Source organism: Halorussus marinus (assembly GCF_004521895.1).
Lineage (GTDB): Archaea > Halobacteriota > Halobacteria > Halobacteriales > Haladaptataceae > Halorussus > Halorussus marinus.
The window spans coordinates 1-588 of record NZ_SBIR01000026.1 but is presented as its reverse complement, the minus strand read 5'-3'; the positions used below and the strand labels follow the sequence as shown (position 1 = coordinate 588).

At 59.4% G+C, this 588-nt stretch carries 1 protein-coding gene; it reads right to left on the bottom strand.

The window, feature by feature from the left end; all coding sequences use genetic code 11:
* The coding region (locus EPL04_RS18965; protein WP_368276229.1) for a BGTF surface domain-containing protein at nt 1–588 on the bottom strand (588 nt) is incomplete at both ends.

Genomic DNA, 588 nt, shown 5'->3' with positions numbered 1-588 from the left:
GTCGTCTCTTCGGTCGTGGTCTCGTCGCCTTCGCCGTCGTCGTCGGACATCGATTCGACGAGGACCGCATCAGTCACTTCGTCGTCAGTGTCTCCGCCCTCGGCGTAGACACGAGTCAGCTGGGTGCCGACGTCGTATTCGCTGAGGTCGAAGTTAGCACTGAACGTGCCGTCGGACTGGACGTCGACCGTCTGGGTGTAGAGCTGACCGTCAGTTTCGACTTCGACGGTGATCGGCGTGCCGGGTGCGAGGTTGGTCTCGCCCATGACCGTCGAGTTCTCACCAGCCTCGAGTTCGAGCACGTCGCTCGAGTTCAGGCCAGTGATTTCGATGTTCTGCTCGGCCACTTCGAAGTCAGCCGACGCATTCTGCGTACTCGTGTACGCATCGTTGCCCTTGAACACCTTCATCTCTGCGTTGTAGTTGGCGTCTGCGCTCAGACCGTTGTTGCCGGTCTGGAACGCGTAGTACACCGTGTTGTTCTCTGCATCGTAGTATGCAGTGTCAACGTCGTCGTAGTCGTAGGCGGTCGCGACCGCGTTCGGACCCGTGTTCGTCTCCGTCACGTTCAGGAAGACGTTGCTGTTC